Here is a 22,875-nt window from a genome sequence, read left to right as displayed (position 1 = left end):
ACGGGGCGGTGCGGCCGCCCGCGAGAGGGGTGTACCGACAGCGGTGTTGCCCGCTTATCGGTCGCAACCGAGCCGGGTGTTGGGCCCGATTGCAAGTCTAAAATAGCAGCCTTGCAGAGAAAGGCCCAATCGGGCGCAGGTGGTATCTCGCCGTCGGGTGAGGACCTGAGGGCCCGAGTTGCAGCAGCGATCCGGCCTTGCAAGACGGCCACCCCTCCGGGCGGTTGCGGGACCGCCGTGGTGCCCCTGGCACAAGCCTTCACCGGTACCGAGGCATGCTAACCGGGAGCCTTGCCTGTAGCAGACGGGCGTCGCCGCCCCCGGCGTCGCTGCCGCTGGCGCCGCCGCCCCCGGCGGCGGAGGGTCGGAACGGTTGGTTGCCGGCAGCCTGGGGCCGCGCCTGCAACCCAGCAGGGCGACCGGCGACGCCAGCCGGTGGCGCCGGCCGGTGGCGCCCATGGTGACGGCGACCGCGATGCCGGCCGGTGACGGCGACCGGTGACGGTAGACCGACTGCGGCGAGGAGGTGAAGCGGGCTTTGTTCGGAGGTACGACGGCGCTGCTCCTCGGGCTGGCCCTTCTGGTCTTGCTGGGCGTGACCCACCGGGTGCTCGACCGGATGCGGCTGTCCAAGACGGCGGCCCTGGCGCTCCTGGGCGTGATGATCGCCGGCACCTTCCTGCCGGAGATCTCCCTCGGGGCCGGGGTCAGCGTAGACCTGGGCGGGGCGCTGGTCCCGGCGGCCGTCGCCCTCTACCTGCTCTGGACGGCGGACCACGCCTTCGAACGCCGGCGGGCCCTGGTGGCGTCCCTGTGGACGGCCGCGGCCGTGTACGCCAGCGACTGGTTCTTGCCCAGCGACCCCGGAGGCGGGCGCTGGTGGCTGATGGACCCCTTGTGGGCGCCGGTGGTGGTGGCCGCCGTCTTCGGCTACCTTTCGGGGCGCTCCCGCCGCGCCGCCTTCATTGCCGCCACCCTGGGTGTCCTCCTGGTCGACCTGATCGGTGCGGTGACCAACAGCTTGCGGGGCATCCCCGGCGCCTGGGTCAACCTGGGCGGCGGCGGGGTGCTGGACGCCGTGGTCCTGGCGGGGGTGGGGGCCGTCGCCCTGGCCGAGCTGGTCGGCGAGACCCGGGAGTGGCTGGCCCGGCGCGCGCCCTGGCGGCGGGCCAGGACGCGTCCCGCGCCGCCGCCGGCGGTGGCCGAACAGCCCGCGGCGCCATCGGTGGCGGCCTCCTGGCTGCTGGCCGCACTGGCCTTGGGGGTGGTGGTGACCACGGCCTGGCTGGGCCCCCGCTACCAGAGCCCGACGGGTGACGAGCTGTTCGACACCCACATGGAGCTGCGGGAGATCGGCACGGGCCGCCTCCTCTTGACCTCCGCCCGGGTCATGGTGGTGGGCGACATCTGGATCGACGCCGCCGACCGGTGGTACCGGATCGTCCGGGTGGCGGGGCGCACCGCCTACGCCCGGGCCCTGCTCAACCCCGCCGACGGCACCCTGGCCGGTGGAACCGGCTCCCTGCCTCTGGCGACCGCCACGCCGCCGCCCGGCCTTTTCTCCGCCTGGCGTCTGGCGCCGCCGGGCCTGGCGCCCGATCCCTGGGGCGCCGCCCTGGGCGGGCAGGGAACGGCCGGGGCCGGGGCAGCCGATCCCCTGACCGGGTGGGGCCCGGGCCCGCAGCCGGGACCCGCCTCCCTGGCCGCCGCCTTGCCCCTGGGCGCCCTCTTCCAGAAGGTGGTCGACCCGGCGCCGGTTCGTCCGACGCCGCGGGGCGAGGGGCTGATCGGCATCTACCACACCCACAACGACGAGTCGTACATCCCCACCGACGGCACCGCCAGCGTGGAGGGGCGCGGCGGGATCCACAAGGTGGGCGACGTCCTGGGGCGGGAACTGGCCCAGCACGGCTTCCGGGTGGTGAAGTCCGAGGCCCTGCACCTGCCCCACGACCGCGGGGCGTACCGGCGCTCCCGGCGGACGGCGCTGGATTTCATGCCGAAGAACCCGCTGGTGCTGCTGGACGTCCACCGGGACGCCACGCCGCCCGAGTTCTACCGGGAGGTGGTCAAGGGCGAACCGGTGACCCAGATCCGGCTGGTGGTCGGGCGCGAGAATCCCTTCCGGCGGACGAACCTGGCCTTCGCCCGGCGCCTCAAGGCCGAGGCGGACCGCAGCTTCCCCGGGCTGGTCAAGGGGATCTACTATGGGCGCGGAAACTATAACCAGGACTTGGGGCCGCGGACCCTGCTGATCGAGGTGGGGGCCCACACCAACAGCCGCATCCGGGCGGAGCGCGGGGCGGCCATGTTCGCCACGGTGCTCGACCGCACCCTGGCCCGGCGGCCCCGCTAACCGGCCGGGCGCCGGCCGCGGCCCCCTGGCCGGTCACGTCCCCTTCGCCGGCCGGGCCCCCTCCCCGAAGGGACGGCGAGGGAACGGCGACGGCGCCGGTGCCGGCGGGCGCGGCCTCCAGCCCCTCCCGCCGGCGGGCACGGCCTCTAGCCCCTTCGGCCGGCAGGCACGGCCTCCAGCCCTTTCCGCCGCCGGGCCGGCCGCCGGCGGGCCGGCCGGCGATGGACCGGCCGGCGATGGGGCGGCTGCCGATGGACCGGCCGGCGACCGGGCAGGGTTCCACCACAGGTCCAGGGTGCCATACCCTGGCGTGGACGGGGGTGGGTGACGGGATGAACGGCGGCGGTTTCGGCCCCTTGGGCGTCGCCCTGGGTGGCGGGGGCCTGCGGGGCCTGGCCCACGTGGGCGTGCTGCGGGCGCTGCAGGAGGCCGGGTACTCGCCGGACATCGTCACCGGCACGTCCAGCGGCGCCATCCTGGCCGCCCTCTGGGCATGCGGCTGGACCCCGGCCCAGATGGAGGACGTGGCCCGGCGCCTGCGGTCGGCGGAACTGTACGATTCCAACCTGACCTGGGGTTCGGCCCTGGCCATGCTGGCCCAGGTGCTGGGGCTGCGCTGGCGGCCGCGCCGGCCCGTGCCCCAGGGCATGATCCAGGGGCAGAAGCTGGAGCGCCTGGTGGGGCTGTGGACCCGGGGCATCCGGCTGGAGCAGCTGGAGCGGCCGGTGGCCATCATGGCCGCCGACGTGCGCTCGGGCCGCGCCGCCGTCTTCTGCCCGCCGGCCTACCGGGAGCGGGTGGAACGGGCCATGCCGGGGGCCATCGTGCTGGACAAGGGCCCGCTGGCCGCCGCCGTGCGGGCCAGCATCGCCATCCCGGGGATCTTCGAGCCCAAGCGCCTGGGACCTTACGTGCTGGTCGACGGCGCCGTCAAGGACAAGGTACCGGCCGAAGCGGCGCGGGCCCTGGGCGCCCGGGTGGTCCTGGCCGTCGACGTCTCGGTCCGCCAGCGCCGGGAACCGACGGGCCTGCTGGACTTCCTGGGTCAGGCCTTCGACCTGATGGCCCGGGACCTGGCCGCCTTCAAGCTGGAGCGCTTCGCCGACCTGGTGCTCCAGCCCGACCTGCCTGACGTGGCCTTGACCGACCTGGATCGGGTGCCGGAGTGCATCGAGGCCGGCGCCCGCGCCCTCAAGGAGGCGCTGGACGACCTGCAGCGCCTGCTCCACCCCGCCACCGGCGAGGCGGCCTCGGGCGAAGCCCTCACGTGAAGGACCGCCTGCCCTGCTCCATCCTCGGCGAGCCGTCCTCCACCGCACCGGCCGTTCCGGCCGGGCCCCTTGCCGCCGGCCTCCTGCCGGGGCGGGGGGCCTGCGCGTCTCCTTCGACCCTTGAAGACCGTCGTCGACCCCTGAAGGGCCGTCTTCCATCCCTGAGGGGCCGTCTTCTACCCCAGCCTCCCCCCGCATAGCCTAGCCTGGGCCGGTCCCCTGCGGCGCTGCGGCGCCCCGTCCCCGGGCCGTGGTGCCTCCCGGGCGGCCGGCCCACCGGACCCGCGAGGGGGTGGGCCCATGGACGGTCCAGGCCGGGGCTCGCTACGGCCGGGCGGTCGTCCTGGGGAGGAGCAGCGCCCGCCCGCCGGCGATCCCCGGGCGACGACCCCGCCGTCGCAGCGGCGCGATCCGGGGACCGGGCCGGCGGGCGAACCCGGAGGCCGCCGCTGGCTGCGGGGGAGGATGCCCGGCTTCCGGTGGCCACCCGCCCGGGCTGCCGGCCACGGTCCGGGGCCGGCACCGGCCGGTTCGTCCGAGGAGGGGGGCGTCGCTGCCGGTCGCCTGCCGTCCCGGCGAGGCCGGCAGCCGGTGCCCGGGGCCGGGCGCCGCTGGCCGCGGTGGCTCCTGGGCGGTCTCGTCCTGGCCGGAGCCCTGCTCTGGGTCGGAGGGCACCAGGCGGGGGGCGGGCTGGCGGGCGCCGGCCCCGTCTGCGGCGAGCGGGAAGGCGCCCGCACGTCCTACTGGCGGTTCGCCCGCTGGTGGGCGTCGGTGGCCGGGCTGGCCCTGCAGGGGGGCCGGCCGGTGGCGGCGGCCGGCGACGTCCTGATCGTCATCGACATCGACAAGCGGCAGCTGACGGTCTACCGCAACGGCCGGCCGGTCAAGACCTTCCCCGTGGCCGCGGGGCGGCCCGGGGAGCCGTCCCCGGTGGGGGAGTGGCGGGTGACCGACATCGCCCACTGGCCGGGCGGCCCCTTCGGTGCCCGCTGGTTCGGCCTCAGCGCCCCCTGGGGGTCGTACGGCATCCACGGCACCAACAACCCCGGCTCCATCGGCACCTACGCCAGCCTGGGCTGCATCCGCATGTTCAACGAGGACGTGATGACCCTGGACGACCTGGTCCAGGTGGGGACGCCGGTCAAGATCACCGGCACCACGGAGGTCTACTACCGGCTGCCCGTGTACCGGCGGGGGGACGTGGGCCAGGACGTGGTCCTGCTCCAGCTGGCCCTGCGGGCCGCGGGGTTCGACCCCGGGGTGGCCGACGGCGTCTACGGCGGCGGAACCGAGCGCGCCGTGGCCGAGGCCGAGGCGTGGTTCGGTCTCGATCCCGACGGCGTGGCGGACGCCGCCCTGCAGCGCCTGGTGGGCTTCCGGCCTTGAAGGGCCGGTCTGACGGCACCGGGCAGGACGGGGGGAGCGGCCATGGCACGGTCAGGGCGGACGAACCGGCGGGACCCGGCGCCAGGGGGCCCGCCCGCGGGGCGGCAGCGGTGGCAGCGGGTGGCCCTGGTGGTCGGGGCCGCCGCCCTGCTGATGGTGGCGGCCGGCGCCTTCGCCCTGTGGCGCCAGCGCCAGGGCGATCCCTGGGCCCGGTACCGGCCGGTTCCCCTGGACCCGCAGAAGACCTACGAGCTGGTCCTGTGGGAGACCGAGCTGCCGGTGGCCGTGCTGCCGGACCCCTTGCGGCTGCCTGAGGGGCCAAGTCCCGAGCCCCGCGGCACGGCGGCGTCCGGGGGACGCAGCGGGGAAGAGCCCGCCGGGCCGCCGGCGGCCGGTGGGACCCCGGATGCGCCGGCGGGCGACGGATCGGGCACCGGTCCAGGCCGTGCGGGTTCCGCCGGTTCGTCCGGACCGGCCGGCACCCAGGCGGCCCGGCGCGGCGGGCCGCCGCCGGTTCCACCCCTGCCCGGTCCGGGTCCGTTCACCCACCGGGAATACGTGGACCGGGCCCTCGCCGCCTTCACCCGGCAGTTCCCCAACATCCGCGTCCGGGTGGAGTGGATCCCCGCCGGGGAGGCGGCCGCACGCCTGGAGCGGGCCCTGGCGGACGGCAAGCCGCCCGACGTCTTCGGCGGCTGGGGCAGCGCCCTGCGGGTCCGCCACCCGCTGCAGGTGCCCGTCGACCCGTATCTGAGCCGGGCTGAGCGGCGCTGGTACAACCCCACGGCCCTCTTGCTCTACCGGGCCGGGGGGCGCAGCTGGGTCTGGCCGCGGTGGGTGGCGCCCCATACGTGGTGGGTCGACGCCGCCCGGGCGCGCCAGGCCGGCCTGGATCCCAACGCCCTGGCCCTGACCGGTTGGACCTACGAGGACGCCGCGCGCCTGGCCGGCGTTCCAGCCGCGCCGGGTTCCCCGGCCGGCGGCACGGGGGCCGGAGCCGGGACGGCGCCGGAGGAACCGGCCGGCCCGGGCGCGGCCCTCACCCTGTGGGCGGCCCGCCCGGACCTGCCGCTGGAGCAGCTGCTGAGGGTGCGGGGGCTGGCCGGCCCGGTGGCGCCGTCGGGGGCGGTGGTGTGGGCCGGGCCGGAGGGCCAGGCGGCCCTGGAGTGGCTGCAGCGGCTGCGGGACGACAAGCGGCTGGCCGTGGTGACGGGGGACCGGGCGGCCGGCTGGCTGGCCGAGGCGGAGACCGGCCCCATGGCCGGCGGGTTCCCGCCGGCTTTGGGCCGCTGGCTCCTGGAGCGGGAGGCCGGGCTCGTCCCCCGGCGTCCCGACGAGCCGCCCCCGCGGCCGGGGGTCGTGGTGGTGCCGCCCCTGGTGGCCCGAGACGGCGACGCGGCACCCGAGGTGCCCGAGCGGTGGCCCCTACCCCCGCCGCCCCGGGTGGACCAGGGTGGGCGGATCACCGGCGGCATCCCCAGCGCCGCCGACCCGCGGCAGGTGGAGCCGCTGATCCCGCCCGGCTTCGACGGCCTGGTCCTGCTGCCGCCGCCCGTCCCCGCCCAGGCGCCGCGGCCGGCCTTGCTGGAGACCGGCGGGCTCATGGTGTTCCGGCAGAACCGGTACCGGGGGGACGACCACACCCAGGCGGCGGTGGAGCTGGCCCGCTTCCTCAGCCGCTGGCGCACCGACGTGCTGACCCGCCGCCTGCTGGCGGTGCCGGCCGACGTGACCTCCCTGGCGGCGTGGCGGGCCACCAGCCCCTTGCCCGCCGCCTACCGGCGGCAGCTGGAGCACCTGGCCGTGGGCGTCTGGAACCGGGACGTCCGGGGCCGCTGGCAGCGGCTGGCGGTCAGCTACCCGACCGCGCCGGGGGTGCCGGTTCCCGAGCCGGGGGAGGTGGACCGCCGCATCCGCGAGCCCCTGGCCGCCTTCTGGGCGGGCCGGGCCGGCGCCGCGGAGGTGCTGCAGCAGTGGGGCGGGGGATCCGCCGAGGAGCGCGCCGAACCACCGGCGGGCGGGGAGCCGCCGCCGCGGCGGTGAAGCGGGATGGGTACAAGGGGGCGGGCGGGGTGGTTTACAATGGGAGGGCGGCCGGGTTCAGCCACCGGCAGATCGGGACGCCGGGGAGATCGGCCCGCCGCAGGTGACGCCTTGGACGTCCAGCCTGGCAACGCCACCCCGGAAGAGCGGCCGGAGCCGCCGGCGCTGGAGCAACAGCTGACCATCGCCCGCGCCAACCTGCGGGGCTACCTGATGTTGCTGCTGCGGTACGCCCAGGAACGGGGCGATACGCCCGAGGGCCTGGCCCGGTACCTGGGCGACCAGGTGGCCCAGACGTGGGCCCCGCTGGCGCGCTGTTCGGGCATCGAGTTCGCCCAGGCCCTGGCCCAGATGGTGGCGGCCGGCGGCGACCGGGTGGTCACCGTCCGGGACGAGGGGGGCATCGCCCGCCTGGAGCTGGAGCCCCCGCCTAGCGATGAGGACCTGCTGACCGGCTTTGGCATCGACCGCGAGCAGTGGCACGCCTTCTACTACGGCCAGTTCGAGCGGATCGCCACCCGCCTGGGCTTGCGCTGCGTCCACGAGCGGGAGGGCAACCTCCACCGATTCTACTTCGCCCGTATTGCCCGCCGGACCGGGGGGCACCGGCCCATTCCGGTCTAGCGCCCGTTCCTGACTCAAACCGGCCGTTGACCTGGCCGTGCGGCCGGGTTTATCATAGCGTCGACGATTAAACGATTGTGGAATCGTTATAAGATTGCAGAATCGTGATTGCGGGTCCATGTGCCACGTCACGGCCTGCGCCCTGGAGGGTCACCCGGTGAGCATCCAGCCCAGCCCGTCCCGGCGGGACGTCTGCCTGCGCTTCGAGCCCCATGCGGATCGGATCGCCACCCTGCGGGACCGGATTCTGGAGGTGGCCGGCCTGTCGGAACTCTTCCAAGTCCTGGCCGACGAGACGCGGACCAAGATCCTCTACCTGCTGGCGGTCGCGGAATTGTGCGTCTGCGACCTGGCCGCCGCCCTGGACCTGTCCCTGCCCGCCGTCTCCCACCACCTGCGCCTGCTGAAGACCATGCACCTGGTCAAGTACCGGCGGGAGGGGAAGAACGTCTACTATTCGCTGGCGGACGAGCACGTGCTGCGGCTGATCCAGGTCGCCCAGGAGCACTACGCGGAGCAGCGCTGACCGCCGGCACCGCCGCGGGCCGCCGCGCCTCGGGCGGGCGATCCTGCGCCGCAGCCGGTGCGGGTCACCGGTCCTGCAGCGCGGCGGCCGGCCATCCCGCCCGGGCTGCACGGCGCAGCCCGGCCCCTGGAGGGACGCCGATGGCAAGGGCAAGCCGGACCCTGCAAGCCTACCCCAGCACGGGCCTGGACTGCGCCCGCTGCGGCCGGCGCAGCGAAGATGCCCTGCGCGGGGAGCCCTCCGCAGGACCCCGCCGCCAGCCAACCGGGGACGGATCGGCGCCCGGTTCCGGCAGGGGCGGATCTGCCGCCGGCTCCGGTACGTTGGCCGGTCGAGGTGAAGGCGCCGGCGCGGGGGAGGCGGAGCGCGGCGCCGCCCGCCGGCGGCTGATGGCCATCGGCCTGGCGACGGTCCTCTTCACTGCCGCCGCCCTCGCCCGCCGGCAGCTCGCGGGCACGCCCCCGGGCCTGGTGGCCGATGGCATGCTGCTGGCGGTGTACCTCTGGGTTGGCCACGGCGTGCTGCGCGCCGCCCTGCGCAACCTGCGGCGCGGTCGGGTCTTCGACGAGAACTTCCTCATGACCGTTGCCACCCTGGGGGCCATCGCCCTGGGCGAGCTACCCGAGGCCGTGGCCGTGATGCTCTTCTTCACCGTGGGCGAGTACTTCCAGGACCTGGCCGTGCAGCGCTCCCGCCGGTCGATCCGCGCCCTGCTGGACCTGCGGCCCGAGTTCGCCCGGGTGCGCCGGGGTGGCACCGTGTTGACGGTCGATCCCGCCACGGTGGCGGTGGGCGAGGAGATCGAGGTGCGGCCCGGCGAGCGCATTCCCCTGGACGGCCGGGTGACGGCCGGTTCGTCCTTCGTGGACACCTCGGCTCTCACGGGCGAGGCGGTGCCGCGGCGGGTCGAACCCGGCGACGAGGTCCTGGCCGGCATGGTGAACACCCGTGCGGTGTTGATGGTCCAGGTGGCCCGTCCCTTCGCCGCCTCCCAGGTGGCACGGATCCTCGAGTTGGTGGAACGGGCCGCCGCCCGCAAGGCGCCCGCGGAGCGCTTCATCACCACCTTCGCCCGGTACTACACCCCCGCGGTGGTGGCGGCGGCTGCGGCCCTGGCGTTGATCCCGCCGCTGGTGGTGCCCGGGGCGGCCTGGGGCGAGTGGATCCGGCGCGCGCTGATCCTTTTGGTGATCGCCTGTCCGTGCGCCCTGGTGGTCTCGGTGCCCCTGGGTTACTTCGCCGGTTTGGGCGCCGCCTCGCGGTGCGGCGTGCTGGTCAAGGGTGCCCACTACCTGGATGCCCTGGCACGGCTTGACACGGTGGTCTGGGACAAGACCGGCACCTTGACCCGGGGCGAGTTCGAGGTGGTGGAGGTCACCGCCCGCGACGGGATGCCGCCGGAACGGGTGGTCGAACTGGCCGCCCACGCGGAGGCGTCCTCGGGGCACCCCATCGCCGCTGCCATCGCCCGAACCTACGGTAAGCCGGTGGACGCCGGGCGGGTGGCCGGCTTCGAGGAGCTGGCGGGCCGGGGTGTCCGCGCCCGGGTGGACGGGCAGCCGGTCCTGGTTGGCAGCGCCCGGTTCCTCCGGGAAGAGGGGGTCGCCGTGGCGGACGGCGAAGGGACCGGCACGGTCCCTGGGGATGGAGGGGCTGGGGACGGGCCTGGTGGCACCCTGGTCTTCGTGGCCGTGGCGGGCCGGCTGGCCGGGCGCATCGTCGTCGCGGACCGGGTCAAGCCCGAAGCCGCCGGCGCCGTTCGGGCCCTGCGGCGCCTGGGCATCCGGCGGCAGGTCATGCTGACGGGCGACCGGCCTGCGGTGGCCCGGGCCGTGGCCGCTGCCCTGGGGCTCGACCAGGTCCGGGCCGGGCTGCTGCCGGAGGAGAAGGTGGCCGCCCTGGAGCAGCTGGAGGCGGCAGCATCGGGACGAGACGGGATCAACGACGCGCCGGTCCTCGCCCGGGCGACGGTCGGGGTCGCCATGGGCGGGCTGGGCTCCGACGCCGCCATCGAGGCGGCCGACGTGGTGATCATGGACGACGACCCGGCCCGCCTGGCCACGGCGGTGACCGTCGCCCGCGCCACCCGCCGCGTGGTGCAGCACAACATCGCCCTAGCACTGGGGGTCAAGGGCGCCTTCGCCGCACTGGGCGCCGCCGGTGCCGCCACGCTGTGGGAAGCGGTGTTTGCCGACGTGGGCGTGGCCTTGCTGGCCGTCCTGAATGCCATGCGGGTGCTGCGGGCAGGGCGGGACGAACGCGGCTAGCTGCCCTCTCCTGGCGAGCCGGCGCGCGCGGAATGACGGTTGACAGCTGCTGCCTCCTGTGCTAGTCTCCCTGCGAGCGAAAAAACGCCCTTTAAACTGGTCCCGTGAGGCCGGTAAGGAGCCATACGGGGGCGCGGCGACGGTCCGGGGGTGCATGCGACCGGGCGTGCCATCGCGGGCGAGAGCCCGGCCGTCGTGACCAGAGCCGGCCGTGCTACCCAGTAACGACTTCTTGCCGGTGGGCAAGAAGTTTTTTGTGCCTGCGGGACGGGGCGATCTGGAGGCGAGACCGTGCTGACCGGGACGACGCCCCAGTCCGTGAGCCCCGCGGCGACCCCGCCGCACGCCGTGGGCGGAGCCGCCCGCGCAACGTGGCCCGTTCCCCTTCCTCTTCCCGTTCCGATCCCCTCGTCCTCGCCGGTTCATCCCCAGCCGCAAAGCCATGGCGGGTCAAGAACGCACGCGTCGGCCGACACGTCGGGCCTCCCGGCCGCACAGCCCGGCGTCCCGCCTGCGCCGCCGGGGACCCCGCCCCGGCCCCACGACATCTCGCGTCCCCGCTCGCTCACAGGCATCGCCGCCCTGACCGACCCTGAGCTGGAAGACCTTCTCGCCAGAGCCGTCCGGATGATGGCTACGCTCGAGGCCCCCAGGGGTGCGGGTCTTGACCCCGCTCCCCTTCAGGGCCGGCGGGTCGTCACCCTGTTCTACGAGAACAGCACCCGGACCAGCCAGTCCTTCCACGTGGCGGCCCACCTTCTGGGGGCCGCCACCTTCGACCTGCCCGTTGGCCGCAGCAGCGTGCAGAAGGGCGAGAGCCTGCGGGACACGCTCCGCACCTGTGCGGCCGTGGGCTTCGACGCCGTGATCCTGCGCCACCCGGTCACCGGCGCGGCGACCTATGCCGCGTCGGTGCTGGACGTTCCCGTCATCAATGCCGGCGACGGTACCGGCGAGCATCCCACCCAGGCCCTGCTCGATGCCCTGACCATCCTCCGGCACAAGGGGCGGCTGGCGGGGCTGAAGGTGGCCATCGTGGGCGACGTGCGCCACAGCCGGGTGGCGCGCTCCAACGCGCTGCTCCTCAGCCGCCTGGGGGCCGAGGTGTGGCTCTGCGGGCCGCCGGGCCTCTTACCTTCGGCGCCACCCCGCCCGGGCGTGACGGTGACGGCCCGGCTCGACGAAGCTCTGGCCGATGCCGACGTGGTGATGGCCCTGCGCATCCAGCGGGAGCGGCTGGGCGGGGTGCTGCCCGACCTGGGCGAGTACCGGCGCGGCTGGGGCATCGGCCCGCGGCAGCTGGCGTGGGCCCGGCCCGGCGCCATCCTGATGCACCCGGGCCCCGTGAACCGGGGCATCGAGCTCGACCCCGAGCTCATGGAGGACCCGCGCTGCGTCATCGAAGAGCAGGTCACCTGCGGCGTCGCCGCGCGGATGGCGGTGCTCGAATGGGCGCTGGGCGGGCCGGCGACCCCGCCCGGTCCCGCCGGGCGGGTCGAACCAGCTGGTGCCGCCGGGGCGGTCGAGCGGGCGGGCGCCACCGATTGGGTAGAACGGGCCGGGCCTGCCGATCGGGTCGGACGGGCCGCCGGCGGCACGCCCTGGGCCGCCGACGCCGCCCGCGTCTGCGCGCGACCGGCAGGGGAGGTGAGCGTGCGGTGATGCACCCGGAGCGGTCGGTGAACCGCCTCTGGATCCGCGGCGGGCGACTGATCGACCCGAGCCAGGGCTTGGACGGCCCCGGCGACTTGGTGATCGAAAGCGATCGCATCGTTTACGCCGGGCCGCCCCTACCCGATGCGGCTTCGGCGGTGCGGGTGAACGGGCCCGGGGCGCCCGCGCTGGCGTCCCGCGGGCCCGCCGCGGCACCCCAGGCGCCCGCTGCCGGGCCCGCCATGGGCGGAAGCAGCGCCGGGTTCGGGGCGGGCCATGGTGCGACCGTGGCCTCCTCTGCCCCTGCGCCCGCTCTGTCCGACGCCGCGGCGGCACCCTCGTCCCCGGGCCGGCTCTCCATCCTCGACGCCCGCGGGCTCTGGGTGGTCCCCGGCCTGATCGACCCCCACGTTCACCTGCGCACGCCGGGCGAGACCCATAAGGAGACCCTGGCGACGGGCGGCGCCGCCGCGGCGGCCGGGGGATTCACGGCCGTGGCCTGCATGCCCAACACCCGGCCTCCCCTGGACGACGCCATCCGGGTCGAGTGGCTGGCCTACAAGGCGGCCGCCGAGGCGCCGGTGCGGGTCCACGTGGTTGCCGCGGCCACCCGCGGCCTGGCCGGGGAGGAACCCACCCCGTACGCCGCCCTAAAGGCGGCGGGGGCGGTGGCCGTCACCGACGACGGCCGGCCCATCGCCCGGGCCGGGGTCATGGCCCGGGTGCTGGAGGGCGCGGCGGCGGCCGGGCTGCCGGTGCTGGTCCACGCGGAGGAACCGGAGCTGAGCGCCGGCGGCGCGATGCATGCTGGGGCCGTGGCGGCGGCCGCCGGGATGCCCGGCATCCCCGACACCGCCGAGGCGGTCATGGTGGCCCGGGACCTCTTGCTGGCCGAGCGGGCCGGGGCGCGCCTGCACGTGCTCCACGCCAGCGCCGCGGCGACGCTGGAGCTGGTGCGCTGGGGCAAGGCGCGGGGCATCCCGGTGACGGTGGAGGTCACGCCCCACCACCTGCTGCTGTGCGACGAGGACGTGGCGGCGGCCGGGTTCCACCCCCACTGGAAGATGAACCCGCCCCTGCGCTCCCGCCGGGACCGGGAGGCCCTGCTGGAGGCGGTGGCGGGCGGCCTGGTGGATGCCATCGCCACCGACCACGCGCCCCACCACGACCTGGACAAGGACGGCCCCTTCCCCGAGGCGGCCTTCGGCGTGGTCGGGCTGGAGACGGCCCTGGGGCTGCTCCTCACCCACCTGGTGCCCGGCGTCCTCTCCCCCTCCCGGTTGATCGACCTGATGGCCCGCGGGCCCGCCCACATCCTCGGGGTCCCCGGGGGCAGCCTGCGGCCCGGCGCCCCGGCCGACGTCACCCTGATCGATCCCCAGCACCGCTGGGTGGTGGAACCGGACCGGTTCTTCAGCCTGGGGCGCAACACGCCCTTCGCCGGGTGGACCTTGCGCGGGCGGGCCGTCGGCACCCTGGTGGGCGGGCGGATGGTCTTCCGCCTGGAGGGCTATCCGGCCCCGGAGGTTCTGGCTCTGCCGGCGCCGGGCAGTGGAACCGGCGCCGCGGTGGAGGGGCCCGCCGGCCGGCCGGACCGCCCGGACGGCGGCCGCCGCGGGGCACGAGCCAGGGGGGTTGTATAATGTTAACGACTACGTGTATATTTATGCAGTCCCCAGCGGGCGGCCGGCCTCAAAGCACCTCTTGCAACGCCTTGCAAACCGTTGCGCAGGGGCCGGCCCGCCCAGCCGACGGCCGCAGGCCCTGGCCTGGGCCGTCGCCGGCGAAGGAGGCCGGAAGCATGGAACCAGTGAACCCGAAGCCCGCCGAGCCGTCGTTCCCCAACCCCCTGGCCACCGGCCCCGACCGGCTGGCCGCTGGCCCCGACCGGGTGGGGGTCCCCGCGCGCCTGGTGCTGGAAGACGGGACCCAGTGGCTTGGGCGGGTGGTGGCGGCCCCGGGTGATCCCGCCGGTCAAGGTGATCCCGCCGGTCGCGCCGTGCACCCCGATCCCGCCGCTGGCGACGATCTTGCGGATTGCGCCGATGCCGGCGGGCCGGTGGGCGGCGGCCAAGCCCGTGCCCTCGGCGCGGCGGCCGGCCGCGCCGGCGGGGCCGGTGCCGCCGGCGGGCGGCCCCCGGCCGCGGGCCGGTGGTCGGTCACCGGCGAGGTGGTCTTCAACACCAGCATGACGGGGTACCAGGAGCTGCTCTCCGACCCCTCCTACGACGGGCAGATCGTCGTGCTGACCTATCCGCTGATCGGCAACTACGGCGTCCATGAGGGCGAGGACGAGTCGGCCGGGCCGCGGGTCACGGCCCTGATCGCCCGCGAGCTGTTCGACGCGGCGGCGGTGGGTCTCCACCCCCTGGCGACCCACCTGGCCCGGGCCGGGGTACCGGCGGCCGACGGCTTCGACACCCGGGCCCTGACCCTGCACCTGCGCCGCCGCGGGACCCTGCGGGGCGTGCTGACCACCGACCTGGAGGCCCCCCTGGCCCAGCTGGTGGCCCAGGCATCGGCCTGGCGGCCACCGTCCGCCCTGGAGGCGGGCACCCGCCGGCCGTACCGGCTGGAACCGCCGCGAACCGGCGGCGCCGGCTCCGGCCAGGGAGCTCCCGCCGGCGGCGGGAACCCGGCCCCGGGCGGTTGGACCCCGGTCGAACCGGCGGCGCGGGCCGCCGCCCGGCACCACGCCGTCCTGGTGGACTTCGGCGTCAAGCGCAACATCCTCCGCGCCCTGGTGGCCCAGGGGTGGCGGGTCACGGTGGTACCGGCCCGGACCCCGGCCGCCGAGATCCTGGCCCTGGCGCCGGAGGCGGTGATCCTGTCCAACGGGCCCGGCGATCCCCGGGATCTGGGCGCGGTGCTGGACACCGTGCGCCGGGTGGCGGAGGCGGTGCCCACCTTCGGCATCTGCCTGGGGCACCAGCTGCTGGGGCTCGCCTTCGGCGGCCGGGCCTACAAGCTGCCCTTCGGCCACCGCGGCGCCAACCACCCGGTGAAGGAGATCGCCGCGGCGGCCTGGCCGGGATCGGGCCGGGGCGACGGGCGGGTGTTCATGACCTCCCAGAACCACGGCTACGCCCTGGACGCCGATACCCTCGAGGCGGCGGGCCTGGTGGTCACCCACGTGAACCTCAACGACGGCACCGTGGAGGGACTCTGCCATCCGGATCTGCCGGTCCGGGGGCTCCAGTTCCACCCCGAGGCGGCGCCGGGGCCCCGGGATGCGGCGCCGCTGCTGGCCGAGTTCCTCCAGCAGGTGACGGGCGCGGGCCGGCGCCTGGGCGCGCCCCAGGGCCCGTCGCCCCGGGTCGCGGCGGCGGTGGCCGGGGAAGGGGGGCTGGCCGGTGACTGAGCCCGCCGGCGTGCGCAAGGTCCTGGTGATCGGCTCGGGGCCCATCATCATCGGCCAGGCGGCGGAGTTCGACTACTCCGGCACCCAGGCGTGCCGCGCCCTCAAGGAAGAGGGCCTGGAGGTGGTGCTGCTCAATTCCAACCCCGCCACGGTGATGACGGACCCCGGCACCGCCGACCGGATCTACGTGGAACCCTTGACGGCGGAGTTCGCCGAGGCGGTGATCCGCAAGGAGCGGCCCGACGCCCTGCTGCCCACCCTGGGCGGCCAGGTGGGCCTCAACCTGGCCATGGAGCTGGTGCGGTCGGGGGTGCTGGAGCGGTACGGGGTGCGGCTCCTGGGCACCCCGCCCGAGGCGATCCAGCGGGCGGAAGACCGCGATGCCTTCAAGCAGCTCATGCTGTCCATCGGCGAGCCGGTGCCCCAGAGCACCATCGTCCGGTCCTTCGCCGAGGCCCTGGCCTTCGCCCGCCGGGTCGGCTTCCCCGTCATCGCCCGGCCCGGCTACACCCTGGGCGGCACCGGCGGCGGCATCGCCCGGGACGAGCGGGAGCTGGAGGCCCTGATCGACCGCGGCCTGGCGGCCAGCCCCATCGGCCAGGTCCTCCTGGAGGAGAGCCTGCTGGGCTGGAAGGAGATCGAGTTCGAGGTCATCCGGGACGGGGCGGGCAACGCCATCGCCATCTGCAGCATGGAGAACGTGGACCCCGTGGGCGTCCACACCGGCGACAGCATCGTGGTGGCCCCGGCCCTGACCCTGACCGACCGGCAGCTGCAGCGCCTGCGCTCGGCGTCCCTGCGCATCGTCGACGCCATCGGCGTGGAAGGGGGCTGCAACGTCCAGCTGGCGCTGCGGCCCGACGGCGCCGCGTACCGGGTCATCGAGGTCAACCCGCGGGTCAGCCGCTCCAGCGCTCTGGCGTCCAAGGCCACGGGCTACCCCATCGCCAAGGTGGCGGCGCGGGTGGCCCTCGGCCGCCGGCTGGACGAGATCCGCAACCCCATCACGGGCACCTCCGCCCTCTTCGAGCCGGCCCTGGACTACGTGGTGGTCAAGATCCCCCGCTGGCCCTTCGACAAGTTCGCCACCGCCGACCGGCGGCTGGGCACCCAGATGAAGGCGACGGGCGAGGTCATGGCCATCGACCGCAGCTTCGAAGGGGCGCTGCTCAAGGCGGTGCGCTCGCTGGAGATCGGCGTCGACTGCCTGGAGTGGCCCGAGGCCCGCGACCTGGACGAACCGGCCCTGGAGGCGGCCATCCGCCAGGGCGACGACCGCCGGCTGTTCTTGCTGGCCGAGGCGCTGCGCCGCGGCCGCAGCGTGGAGGAGCTCCACCGGTGGACGGGGATCGACCGGTTCTTCCTGCACCGCATCGCCCGGGTGGTGGCCCTGGAGGAGCGGCTGCGGGAGGTGGGGCGGCGGGCAGGCGGCGGCCCGGCCGCCGGCGCCTGCACCGGTGCGGTGCCGGTGCCCGGACCCGCGGCACCGGCCGCGCCCGTTGCGGACCGGGGCGCGGCCGCCCGGGCCGGTTCCTCCGCGGCCGGTTCCGTCCCGGCCCGGATCCCGCCGGCACTGCTGCTTGAGGCCAAGCGCCTCGGGCTGACCGACCGGCGCATCGCCGAGCTGGCCGGTTCGTCCGAGGAGGCGGTGCGGCGGGCGCGGCTCGAGGCCGGCCTGCGGCCCGGGTACAAGATGGTCGACACCTGCGCCGCCGAGTTCGACGCCCTGACCCCCTACTTCTACTCCACCCACGGCGAGGCCGACGAGGCCGGACCCCGCAAGGCGGAGGACGGCGACCGGCCGGTGGTGGTGGTGCTGGGGGCGGGGCCCATCCGCATCAGCCAGGGCATCGAGTTCGACTACAGCGCCGTCCACGCGGTCCGGACCCTGCGGGCCATGGGGTACCGGGCGGTGATCGTCAACAACAACCCGGAGACGGTGAGCACCGACTTCGACACGGCGGACCGGCTCTACTTCGAGCCCCTGACGCCGGAGGATGTACGCCACGTGCTGGACCTGGAGCGGCCGGTGGGGGTCCTGGCCCAGTTCGGCGGCCAGACGGCGGTCAACCTGGTGGCGCCCCTGGCCGCGGCCGGGGTGCGGATCCTGGGGACCTCGCCGGAGGCCGTGGACACGGCGGAAAGCCGCGAGCGCTTCGACCGGCTGCTGGCCCGGCTGGGGCTGCAGCGGCCGCCGGGAGCGGCGGCCCGGTCGGTGGAGGAGGCCCTGGCCGCGGCCGAGGCCATCGGCTATCCCGTGATCGTGCGGCCGTCCTACGTCCTGGGCGGGCGGGCCATGCAGGTGGCCTCCTCGCCGGAGGAACTGGCCGCCTACCTGGCCTCCGCCGCCCGGGTGGCGGGCGACCGGCCGGTGTGGGTCGACCGCTACATCGCCGGGATGGAGCTGGAGGTCGACGCCGTGGCCGACGGGGAGACGGTGGTGATCCCCGCGGTGATGCGCCACATCGAGCGGGCCGGGGTCCACTCCGGCGACTCCATCGCCGTGGTGCCGGCGCCGGGGGTGCCGGCGGCGGTCCTGGCCCAGGTGGAGGCGGCCACCGTCGCCCTGGCGCGGGCCCTGGAGGTGCGGGGCGTGATCAACCTCCAGTTCGTCTGGGACGGCCGGGAGCTCTACGTGCTGGAGGTCAACCCCCGGGCCAGCCGGACGGTGCCCTTCATCACCAAGGCGACCGGCGTGCCCCTGGCGGAGCTGGCCACCCGGGCGGCCATGGGGGAGCGCTTGGCCGGCCGGGGCTGGCGCACGGGCCTGCTGCCGCCGCCGGAGCACGTGGCCGTCAAGCTGCCGGTGTTCTCGTGGAACAAGCTGCCGGGCGTCGACCCCTCCCTGGGGCCGGAGATGCAGTCCACCGGCGAGGTGATGGGCGTCGACACCACCCTGGAGGGGGCGCTGGCCCGCGGGCTCCTGGCGGCGGGGCTGCGCCTGCCCGCGCCGGGCCAGGGGATCCTGCTGACGGTGGCGGACCCCGACAAGCCGGCGGCGGTGGAACTGGGCCGGCGCCTGGCGGCCGCGGGCTACCGGCTGTACGCCACGCCGGGCACGGCGGCCGCCCTGGGCGCGGCGGGCCTAGAGGTTACGGTGCTGCCCAAGATCTCGGCGGGCGACGGAGGTAACGGCGGCGCCGCCTCCTCCCGCGCTCCCTTGCTGGAAGCCCTGCGGGACGGCCGGGTGCGGCTGGTGATCAACACCCTGACGGTGGGGCGGCGCCCGGAGCGGGACGGGTTCCGCATCCGCCGGGCGGCGGTGGAGCGGGGGATTCCCTGCCTGACCTCCCTGGACACGGCGGCCGCCCTGGTGGAGGTGCTGATGCACCACCCCGACCGGCGGGCCCTGGCCGCCCAGGTGCGGGCCCTGCAGGACCTGCCGCCGGTGACGGAAACGGGGGGCCACCCGGCCCAGGACCCCGGAGCGGCGGGGGCGCCGGACCGGCACGGCGGGGACGGGGCGGGGGATCACGGGACGGTCCTCCGGCCCGCCGCCCGCCATCCCCGGGGGATGGTGCCGGGCCCGGAAGGGCGGGCCGGTGAAGCCGTGGGCAGCGCCGGGGCCCCGGCGGCGACCCCGGCCGGCGCGGCCGGGGACCGGGCGGTGGCCTTCCCGGCGGGGAGGGAGCGGTGATGGCCGGTTGCGGCGGGCCGTTCCTGGGCACGTTCCTGGGCGGCGCGGCTGGGGCCGGCGGCGGGCTGGGAGCGGCGGCGTCTGATGGCGCCGGGCCGGAGCCTTTGCGCACCCTGGCGCGGGTGGTCACCAGCCGCTCCGTGGCGCCGGGGGTCGTGGCCACCTGGCTGGAGGCGCCCGATCTGGCCCGCCGGGCCGCACCGCTGCAATTCGTCATGGTCCACGTGCGGGGGCCGGCGCCCGATCCGGCCCCCGGTGCGGGGCGGCCCTTCCTGGGCCGCCCCTTTTCTGTGGCCGGGGTGGATGGCCCCGGCGGCCGCATCGCCCTGGTCTACCGGGTGATCGGGCCGGCCACCACGGCCCTGGCGGCGGCGCCGCCGGGGACCGAGCTCCTGGTGCTGGGGCCGCTGGGCCGGCCGGCGCCGGCGGACTGGACCCGGGCGCAGGCCGGCGGGGCCCGTCCCCTGTGGCTCATCGCCCCCGGCTGGCAGGTCCTGGCCTTGCGGTCTCTGGCTGCGGCGGCCTGGGCCGGCGGGGTGCCAGTCTCGGTCCTCTGCGCCGTGCCGGGGAGAAGCACTGGGGGGGATGATCCGGCGGCGCCAGGCGCGGCGACGGCGGAAGGCGCGGCGGCGGCGCAAGGCGTAGGGGCGGTGCAAGGCGCGGCGGCGCAAGGCGCGTCTGTGCCGGAGGCCCTGACCCGCCTCTGGGACGAACTGGCCCCACCGGCACCCCCGCTGATCCCGCTGAAGCCCGCTCCGGCCCCGGACTGGCTCTCCCTGCCGGCGGCGGCGCCGGGGGGCTCCCGGGGCGCCGCGCCGGCCACGGCCCCCCGGGCGGCCGCACCGGGGCCGGTCGCCCGGGTGGTGGCCGCGGGCCCGCCGCCCTTCCTCCGCCAGGTCCAGGCCGCCCTGGCGCGCACGGGCGCGGAAGGGTACCTGCTGGTCGACGCCTACATGCCCTGCGGCTACGGCACCTGCCTGGGCTGCGCCGTCCCCTTGCGGGATCCCGCCGGCTCGCTGCGGTATGTGCGGGCCTGCCGGGAAGGGCGCTGGTTCCCGGCCAGCGAGGTGGTCCTGGAATGAGTCTGGCGGTGCGCCTGGGCCCCCTCACCCTGAAGAATCCCATCGTCACCGCGGCCGGCACCTTCGGGTACGGTCGGGAGGCGGCGGCCTTCTACCCCCTGGACCGGCTCGGCGCGGTGACGGTCAAGGGGCTGAGCCTGGAACCCTGGCCCGGCAACCCGCCGCCCCGGGCCGTGGAGACGCCGGCCGGCATGCTCAACGCCATCGGGCTGCAGAACCCGGGGGTGGACCGGTTCGTCCAGCACGACCTGCCGTGGCTGCGGCGGTTCGACGTGCCGGTCATCGCCAACGTGGTCGGCAAGACGGCGGAGGAATACGTGGCCGTCGCCCGGCAGCTGGACGCCGCCGGGGTCGACGCCCTGGAGCTCAACCTGTCCTGCCCCAACGTCAAGGCGGGGGGCCTGGAGTTCGGCCGCGACCCCCAGGTGGCGGCCCAGCTGGTGCAGGCGGTGCGGCGGGTGACTTGGCGCCCCCTGCTGGTCAAGCTGTCCCCGGAGGGCGGGCGCCTGCTGGAGGTGGCGGCCGCCGTCGTCGAGGCGGGGGCGGACGGGCTGTCGCTGATCAATACCCTCAAGGGTGCGGCCGTCGACGTGGAGGCCGAGCGCCCGGCCCTGGCCACCGTGGGCGGGGGACTCTCGGGACCCGCCATCCGGCCTGTGGCCGTCTACTGGATCTGGGAGGTCTACCGGAGCCTGCGGGTGCCGATCCTGGGCATGGGCGGCGTCACGTCGGGGCGCGACGCCGCCGAGCTGATGCTGGCCGGCGCCGCGGCCGTGGCGGTGGGGACGGCGGCCCTGGTCGACCCCCTGGCGCCGGTTCGGGTGCTGGACGAACTGGCGGCCATCCTGGAGGCCAAGGGCCTGCCGGCGGCCGCGCTGACCGGCCGCGCCCACGGCACCGCGGGGGCCGGCCCGGAGAAGGCGCCGCAGCCCCTGCCAAAGGCCCCCCGGGAGCCCAAAACCCCCCAGGAGGGAGAGGAAGGCTGGTGACGGACGAGGTCAAGGGGCCGGCCCTGCCGGCTGTCGGGGGGCCTGCTGGCGCGGCTGCCGGAGCGGCCTCCCCGGCGGCCGAAGCGGCCGGCCGGCTCATCGTGGCCCTGGACGTGGCCGACGCGGACCGGGCGGCGCGGCTGGTGGATGGGCTGGCCCCGACCGGATGCGCCTTCAAGGTCGGCCTGGAGATGCTGTACGCCCTGGGGCCCGGCTGGATCGACCGGCTGGTGGGCCGGGGCGTGCGGGTGTTCGCCGACGCCAAGCTGCACGACATCCCCCACACGGTCTTCCGGGCGGCCCGGGCCCTGGCGGCCCGCGGCGCCTGGATGATCACCGTCCACGTCCCCGGCGGCCGGGACATGGTGCGGGCGGCCCTGGAGGGGGCAGCCGAGGGGGCGGCCGCCGCCGGCTGCCCGCGCCCGCTGGTGGTGGGCGTGACGGTCTTAACCAGCCTGGACGAACCGGCTTTCCGGGAGGCCGCGGGCGCAGCGTCCGGCCCAGGCTTCTCCCTGGCCGCTGAGGTGATGCGGCGAGCCCGCCAGGCCCTGGAGTGGGGGCTCGACGGGGTCGTGTGCGCGCCCGTGGACCTGGCCGCCGTGCGGGCGGCGGTGGGGACGGGCCTGGTGCTGGTCACGCCGGGCATTCGCCCCGCTGGCGCGCCGGCCGGGGACCAGCGGCGGGTCGCCACGCCGGCGGAGGCGGTGGCGGCAGGGGCGGACTACCTGGTGGTGGGGCGGCCGGTGACGGCGGCCGCCGACCCAGTCGCGGCGCTGGAAGCCATCGCGGCCCAGGTGCAGGGGGCCGGCCCGGCGGCTGGGGGCGCGCACCGGGAGGCGGACGGTGCCAGGGGGCCGGACACCCAGCCCCCCCGGCCGGACACTTCGCCCTCCCGCCCGGACGCCGCAGCTCCTCGGGCCGATGCGGCAACGGCCGCGGTCGCCGCCGCGGCCCCGGGTTTGCGAGAGCAACCCCTGGCCCAGGCGCGGGTTTCCGGGCCGCAGGCCGCGGCGCCGCCAGGGCAGGGGCTCCCGGGCGGGCTCGAGCAGCGGATCGCGGGTTTGCTAGAGCAAACCGGCGCCCACCGGCGCGGCCACTTCCGCCTGACCACCGGGCTGCACAGCGACGAGTTCTTCCTGCTGGCCCAGGCCTTTCAGGACCCCGCGGTGCTGGAGGAGGTGGGGGCGGCCCTGGCGGCCGCCGTGCGGAAGGCGCTGGGGGCCGGCGCCCCGGTGGGGGCGGTGGTGGGGCCGGCCATGGGCGGCGTTCTTCTGGCCCACGCCGTCGCCCGCTGCCTCGGCGCCCGCTCCCTCTTCGCCGAAAAGGAACCGGGGGGGAGCATGGCCCTGAAGCGGGGCTTCCGCCTGGCGCCGGGCGAGCCGGTGCTGGTGGTGGAGGATGCCGTGACCACGGGCGGCTCGGTGCGCAAGACGATGGCGGCCGTGGCGGCGGCCGGCGGCCGGGTGGTGGCCGTCGGGGCCGTGGTCGACCGCAGCGGCGGGGCGGTGGACTTCGGCGTGCCCTTCATCAGCCTGCTCGCCCGGACCGTGGCGGCCTACGAGCCCGATGCCTGCCCCCTTTGCCGCCAGGGGGTCCCGCTGGTCGACCTCAAGCGCGGCTGACGCCGGCCCCCGCCGGCCCCGGCGGGCCGGGGCCGGCCGGGGCGGGACGGTGCCGGCT

15 protein-coding genes are annotated in these 22,875 nt (G+C 76.2%); all 15 read left to right on the top strand.

Features of this window, described 5'->3' with window-relative positions; all coding sequences use genetic code 11:
* The first annotated feature begins 373 nt into the window (after window positions 1-373).
* Window positions 374-502: a hypothetical protein gene (locus ACYQ02_RS08845; protein WP_460040079.1), complete on the top strand. Its 129-nt coding sequence runs from the start codon at window positions 374-376 to the stop codon at window positions 500-502.
* 36 nt (window positions 503-538) lie between these two features.
* Entirely contained in the window at window positions 539-2,356 is a 1,818-nt protein-coding gene (spoIIP, locus tag ACYQ02_RS08840) for a stage II sporulation protein P (RefSeq protein ID WP_460040078.1), read from the top strand.
* 332 nt (window positions 2,357-2,688) lie between these two features.
* Window positions 2,689-3,627: a patatin-like phospholipase family protein gene (locus tag ACYQ02_RS08835; RefSeq protein ID WP_460040077.1), complete on the top strand. Its 939-nt coding sequence runs from the start codon at window positions 2,689-2,691 to the stop codon at window positions 3,625-3,627.
* Between the two features lie 300 nt (window positions 3,628-3,927).
* Window positions 3,928-5,013 (top strand): L,D-transpeptidase family protein, encoded by a 1,086-nt coding sequence (locus ACYQ02_RS08830; RefSeq protein WP_460040076.1) that lies wholly within the window; start codon window positions 3,928-3,930, stop codon window positions 5,011-5,013.
* Between the two features lie 42 nt (window positions 5,014-5,055).
* Window positions 5,056-7,056 carry an extracellular solute-binding protein gene (locus tag ACYQ02_RS08825; RefSeq protein WP_460040075.1) on the top strand — a complete coding sequence of 667 codons (2,001 nt, stop codon included), beginning with the start codon at window positions 5,056-5,058 and terminating at the stop codon, window positions 7,054-7,056.
* Between the two features lie 111 nt (window positions 7,057-7,167).
* Window positions 7,168-7,680: a hypothetical protein gene (locus ACYQ02_RS08820; RefSeq protein ID WP_460040074.1), complete on the top strand. Its 513-nt coding sequence runs from the start codon at window positions 7,168-7,170 to the stop codon at window positions 7,678-7,680.
* A gap of 157 nt (window positions 7,681-7,837) precedes the next feature.
* Window positions 7,838-8,206, top strand: a complete 369-nt coding sequence (locus tag ACYQ02_RS08815; protein ID WP_460040073.1) for an ArsR/SmtB family transcription factor — start codon at window positions 7,838-7,840, stop codon at window positions 8,204-8,206.
* A 140-nt stretch (window positions 8,207-8,346) separates the two neighbouring features.
* The gene (locus ACYQ02_RS08810) at window positions 8,347-10,473 is read left to right on the top strand and encodes a heavy metal translocating P-type ATPase (RefSeq protein WP_460040072.1); all 2,127 of its coding nucleotides are present in this window, start codon (window positions 8,347-8,349) and stop codon (window positions 10,471-10,473) included.
* A gap of 291 nt (window positions 10,474-10,764) precedes the next feature.
* Window positions 10,765-12,135, top strand: a complete 1,371-nt coding sequence (locus ACYQ02_RS08805; protein WP_460040071.1) for an aspartate carbamoyltransferase catalytic subunit — start codon at window positions 10,765-10,767, stop codon at window positions 12,133-12,135.
* The gene (locus ACYQ02_RS08800; protein WP_460040337.1) at window positions 12,135-13,769 is read left to right on the top strand and encodes a dihydroorotase; all 1,635 of its coding nucleotides are present in this window, start codon (window positions 12,135-12,137) and stop codon (window positions 13,767-13,769) included. The genes ACYQ02_RS08805 and ACYQ02_RS08800 overlap by 1 nt, the downstream gene beginning before the upstream one ends.
* 158 nt (window positions 13,770-13,927) lie before the next feature.
* Window positions 13,928-15,487, top strand: coding sequence for a glutamine-hydrolyzing carbamoyl-phosphate synthase small subunit (gene carA / locus ACYQ02_RS08795; protein ID WP_460040070.1), 1,560 nt, complete (start codon window positions 13,928-13,930; stop codon window positions 15,485-15,487).
* The gene (gene carB / locus ACYQ02_RS08790; RefSeq protein ID WP_460040069.1) at window positions 15,480-19,124 is read left to right on the top strand and encodes a carbamoyl-phosphate synthase large subunit; all 3,645 of its coding nucleotides are present in this window, start codon (window positions 15,480-15,482) and stop codon (window positions 19,122-19,124) included. The genes carA and carB overlap by 8 nt, the downstream gene beginning before the upstream one ends.
* Window positions 19,124-20,206: an iron-sulfur cluster-binding protein gene (locus ACYQ02_RS08785; protein WP_460040068.1), complete on the top strand. Its 1,083-nt coding sequence runs from the start codon at window positions 19,124-19,126 to the stop codon at window positions 20,204-20,206. Before carB ends, ACYQ02_RS08785 begins: the two co-directional genes overlap by 1 nt.
* Window positions 20,203-21,195, top strand: a complete 993-nt coding sequence (locus ACYQ02_RS08780) for a dihydroorotate dehydrogenase (RefSeq protein WP_460040067.1) — start codon at window positions 20,203-20,205, stop codon at window positions 21,193-21,195. Before ACYQ02_RS08785 ends, ACYQ02_RS08780 begins: the two co-directional genes overlap by 4 nt.
* Window positions 21,192-22,817, top strand: a complete 1,626-nt coding sequence (gene pyrF / locus ACYQ02_RS08775) for an orotidine-5'-phosphate decarboxylase (RefSeq protein ID WP_460040066.1) — start codon at window positions 21,192-21,194, stop codon at window positions 22,815-22,817. Before ACYQ02_RS08780 ends, pyrF begins: the two co-directional genes overlap by 4 nt.
* Window positions 22,818-22,875 lie beyond the last annotated feature (58 nt).

The sequence above is a fragment of the Thermaerobacter litoralis genome (genome assembly GCF_054654595.1).
This window is presented reverse-complemented; position numbering and strand designations above follow the sequence as displayed.